4 protein-coding genes are annotated in these 4,020 nt (G+C 72.3%); 2 read left to right on the plus strand and 2 right to left on the minus strand.

From position 1 onward, the window contains the following. Positions 1-83: 83 nt before the first annotated feature. Complete coding sequence (locus ACWD3D_RS34230; protein ID WP_451464601.1) at positions 84-956, minus strand: NAD(P)H-binding protein; 873 nt, start codon at positions 954-956, stop codon at positions 84-86. 125 nt (positions 957-1,081) lie between these two features. Between ACWD3D_RS34230 and ACWD3D_RS34235 the strand changes: the two genes are divergently transcribed. Together ACWD3D_RS34235 and ACWD3D_RS34240 are read left to right on the plus strand one after the other, a co-directional pair. After that, a complete protein-coding gene (locus ACWD3D_RS34235; protein WP_451464602.1) occupies positions 1,082-1,546 on the plus strand; it encodes a MarR family winged helix-turn-helix transcriptional regulator in 465 nt (154 codons plus the stop codon). A gap of 235 nt (positions 1,547-1,781) precedes the next feature. Further along, positions 1,782-2,534: an SDR family oxidoreductase gene (locus tag ACWD3D_RS34240; RefSeq protein ID WP_451464603.1), complete on the plus strand. Its 753-nt coding sequence runs from the start codon at positions 1,782-1,784 to the stop codon at positions 2,532-2,534. Positions 2,535-2,670: 136 nt separating this feature from the next. Here the strand turns inward: ACWD3D_RS34240 and ACWD3D_RS34245 are convergent, their stop codons facing one another. Beyond that, positions 2,671-3,432, minus strand: coding sequence for an ABC transporter ATP-binding protein (locus tag ACWD3D_RS34245; RefSeq protein WP_451464604.1), 762 nt, complete (start codon positions 3,430-3,432; stop codon positions 2,671-2,673). Positions 3,433-4,020: the final 588 nt, after the last annotated feature.

Below are 4,020 nucleotides of genomic sequence, written 5' to 3' on the forward strand. Positions count from 1 at the left end.
CGTTCCCGGCGGGACAGACCTCAGCCCCGCCGGGAACGCACCGCACGGCGGGAAGAGGACGGGTGATTCCGCCTCGGCGTGGATCAGACGCGCTCGGGGTACCCGGGGTACCTGAACGCGTCGGCGTGGCGCGCGCACCAGTCGGCGAAGGTCCGCGGCGCACGGCCGAGCAGTTGTTCGACGGTGTCCGTCCGGAATCCGACGGTGTCGGCGCGCATGAGCCGGAAGCCCTCGGTGAGGGCGTCGGCGAGGGCCTCGGGGGCCCCGTTCGGGAAGCGGGACCGCACGGCCTCGTCCGGTGTGTTCACCGCCCGGACCTCGATGTCGCGGCCGATGGTGCGGGAGATGACGTGGACCTGCTCGGTGACGGTCAGCGCCTCGCCGCCGGTGAGGGCGTAATCCTTGCCCCGGTGACCGTCCTCGGTGAGGACGAGTGCGGCGACCGCGGCGATGTCCGCGGGGTCGATCGGTGCGAAGCGGCCCGGGCCCACCGGGTCGAGGACATGGTTTCCGCCGTGGACGGTAGGGAGCCAGTCGAGGGCGTTGGTCATGAAGCCACCGGGCCGCAGGAACGTGGCGGGTATCGCGGAGGCTCGGACGATCTCCTCGCGCGCGTGGTGCCATCGGGCCATCGCGGGGAGCGGGTCGATGGTGACGTGGAGGGAGGACAGGTGCACGACGTGGCTCACGCCGGCCGCCTCGGCGGCGGCGACGGCCGCCGCGGTGTGATCGGTGCCGATGCCCTGAGTGAGCAGGAAGAGCGCGTCGACGCCGGCGAAGGCCGGAGTCAGTGTCGAGGGTTCCCCCAGGTCGCCGACGAAGCGCTCGGCGCGGCCGGGCAGCGCCGAGGCGCGGGCCGGGTCTCGGACGAGGAGGCGTAACTCAGCCCCTGCGGCGTCGAGTTCGCGGGTCAGTTCGCGGCCGATATTCCCGGTGGCTCCGGTGACCAGTATCATCGGATTCCTTCAAGTCGTTTGCCAGCTAACGAGTGGCGCAGACATTAGCCGGTTAATGATTAGCCGTCAATCGAACTTCGCGCGGCGGTCCTTCCCGGCCGCCCCACCACCGGAAGGCCGCCCCGATGCCCGACTTCCTGGACCTGCACGGCAAGACGTCCAAGGCCCTCCGGGCGCTGGCCGACGCGGCCATGCGGCGCCACGGGCTTCACGTCGGACAGAACCACCTGCTCGCCAGGTTGTGGGAGCGCGACGGCAGCACACCCGGTGAGGTGGCCGCCGCGCTGAACGTGACGACGCCCACTGTCGTCAAGATGGCCGACCGGATGACCGCGGCCGGGCTGCTCACCCGCCGCCGCGACGACCGGGACAACCGGCTGGTCCGCCTCTGGCTGACCGACGCGGGTCGCGCACTGCGCGAGCCGGTGGAGGCGGACCGGCGGTCGATCGAGGAGCAGGTCACCGCGGATCTCACCGAGGCCGAACGCGCCGCCCTCCTGAACGCCCTGGCGAAGGTCCACCGCTCGGCGACCGGACTCCTGAAGGAACCCGCCACCGCCCGGCGGCCCCGGCCGGGCGCGGCCGAGTGACCCGGGACAGGTGACCGGCCGAGTGACCCGGGACAGGTGACCGGCCGAGTGACCCCGGACAGGTGACCGGCCGAGTGACCCCGGACAGGTGACCCGGCGCGGAGGGGCGTGTGCCCGCGTGCCGACCGCGCCGCGCGGAGGGAGGATCGGTGCCGGAGGGCGCCGGATCGGGCCGGGCGGGGCTCTCCTCGGAAGATCCGCGTGCGGATCGGCCCCTCAGCGACAGGAGATCCGAGTGAAGATCGCAGTGGCGGGCGGCACCGGCACGGTGGGGCGGCACGTGGTCGACGTGGTCCGCGAACGGGGCCACGAGGCCGTGGTGCTGTCCCGCTCGAACGGTGTCGACCTGGTCTCCGGCTCCGGTGCGGCCGAGGCGCTCCGGGGAGTCGCGGCGGTCGTGGACGTGACGTCGAAGCAGACCATGTCCGCCAAAGCCTCGACGGAGTTCTTCACCTCGGTGACCCGGAGGCTGCAGGCCTCGGAGCAGGCTGCCGGGGTGGGGCACCACGTCGCGCTGTCGATCGTCGGCGTCGACCGCGCCCCGCACGGCTACTACGCCGGCAAAATGGCCCAGGAGCGGCTGGTCGAGAGCGGCGCGGTGCCGTGGACGATCCTGCGGGCGACGCAGTTCCACGAGTTCGCGGGCCAGATCCATGGGCGGATCAAGGTGGGCCCGCTGGTGGCCGTACCGAGAATGACGTCCGAGCCCGTCGCCGCCCGCGAGGTGGCCGAACGGCTGGTGGAGCTGGCCGCGGGCGCGCCGGCGGGTCGCGTCCCCGACCTGGGCGGGCCGCGCGTCGAGTCGATGTCCGCGATGGTCAGGGCGTACGCGCACCACACGGGCGAGCGCGGCCCGATCGTGGAGGTTCCGCTGCCCGGCGGGATGGGCCGGGCCATGCGGGACGGGAGCCTGGTCACGCGGGAGCCCGCCGACCACGGAACGCTCACCTACGCGCAGTGGCTCTGGCTCCAGCGGCCCACCGTGTGAAGGTGACGCGCGGCTGCCCGCAGGGATCGGGCGGCTGCCCGCCGGGATCGTACCTACGCCCGCCGGGATCGCACGGCTGCCCGCCGGGATCGGGCCTACGCTCGCCGGGATCGGGTCGCGCCCGGTGCACGGCGCCTCAGCGTCCCGGCATGCCCTCGGCCCGCGGCGCGTTCTCGACGATGTGACCGTCGCGGAGCTCCAGGACGCGGTCGGCGAATTCGAGCAGCTGGGGGTCGTGGGTGGCCACGAGCACGGTGACGCCTTCGCTGCGCACCAGGGCGCGCAGCAGCCGCATGACCGCGAGTCCGGTCTCCGCGTCGAGCTGCCCGGTGGGCTCGTCCGCGATCAGCAGCTCGGGACGGTTGGCGAGCGCGCGGGCGATGGCGACGCGCTGCTGCTGACCGCCGGAGAGTTCGCCCGGGCGTTGCCGGGCGTGGTCGCCGAGGCCCACCAGGGAGAGCAGGAGCGCGACCCGCTCCTCGCGTTCGGCGGGGTCGGTGCCGCGCAGCCGCATCGGTACGCCCACGTTCTCCGCCGCGGTCAGGATGGGGAGCAGCCCGAACGACTGGAAGATGAAGCCGATGCGGTCCCTGCGCAGTTCCAGGAGTCCGTCCTCACCCAGGTCCGTGAGGTCGGTGCCGCAGACGGTGATCCGGCCGCCGTCGGGGGTGTCGAGTCCGCCGACGAGGTTGAGCAGAGTGGTCTTGCCCGAGCCCGAGCGGCCTTTGAGGGCGACGAGTTCCCCGCGCGGTACGTCGAAGGAGATTCCCCGCAGGGCGTGCACCGCCGTGGCGCCCGTTCCGTACGAGCGGTGCAGGTCCTCGATCCGGATCATGGGGCCGTCGGCCGGGCTCTCGGCCAGGTGGGTCCCGCTCCGTGCGCCGGTCCTTCGCCTCATCGTCGCTCCCCGTACGTGCGCGCCGCCCCTCGGCGGCAGCCGCAAGTATGTGCGGTAAGCGCTCGGGGAGGCAATGCGCGCACGTCTCGCGGGCGGGGCCGCGGCGGGATCGCCGCTCGCGCGGACGGGAGGTCCGTCCGTCCGTACCGAGAGGCCCCGAAAAGAATCGGGAACGGTCACCGTGTGTCCGGAAATCGGTTCCACCCGAACACATAACGCTCACGATCCCATCTCGATGTGCCGGCCGGTGGTTCTCAGAAGCAGGTCCGCTTGAAACCATCCGAGTACGTACGTGGGGCGTGCGGCTGATGAGGTTTCGGGGGATCGGGTGACGGGGTTCGTCTTTCTGCGGGTGCGCGCGCACCGGCTCCTGCTCTCCGCGGCCCTTCTGGCAATCCTTCTCACCACCTGTGTGCTGGCCGCGCTGGCGGCCTTCTCCGGCTCGATGGGCGACGCCGCCCTCCGGTACACGCTCGCCCACCGTTCCGCCGGACAGTCCTCTCTCGTCGAGCGTCGTCAACTACGAGTTCGGCTACGGCCAGTCGTACACCGACTTCGACATCAAGGCGCAGCAGGTCAAGGCCGACG

This window comes from Streptomyces sp. NPDC002690, from assembly GCF_053592415.1.

Bases quoted from the DNA above. Each gene is read 5' to 3' on its own strand.
- ACWD3D_RS34230 (WP_451464601.1), bottom strand. From the start codon at position 956: ATGATACTGGTCACCGGAGCCACCGGGAATATCGGCCGCGAACTGACC.
- ACWD3D_RS34235 (WP_451464602.1), top strand. From the start codon at position 1,082: ATGCCCGACTTCCTGGACCTGCACGGCAAGACGTCCAAGGCCCTCCGG.
- ACWD3D_RS34245 (WP_451464604.1), bottom strand. From the start codon at position 3,432: ATGAGGCGAAGGACCGGCGCACGGAGCGGGACCCACCTGGCCGAGAGC.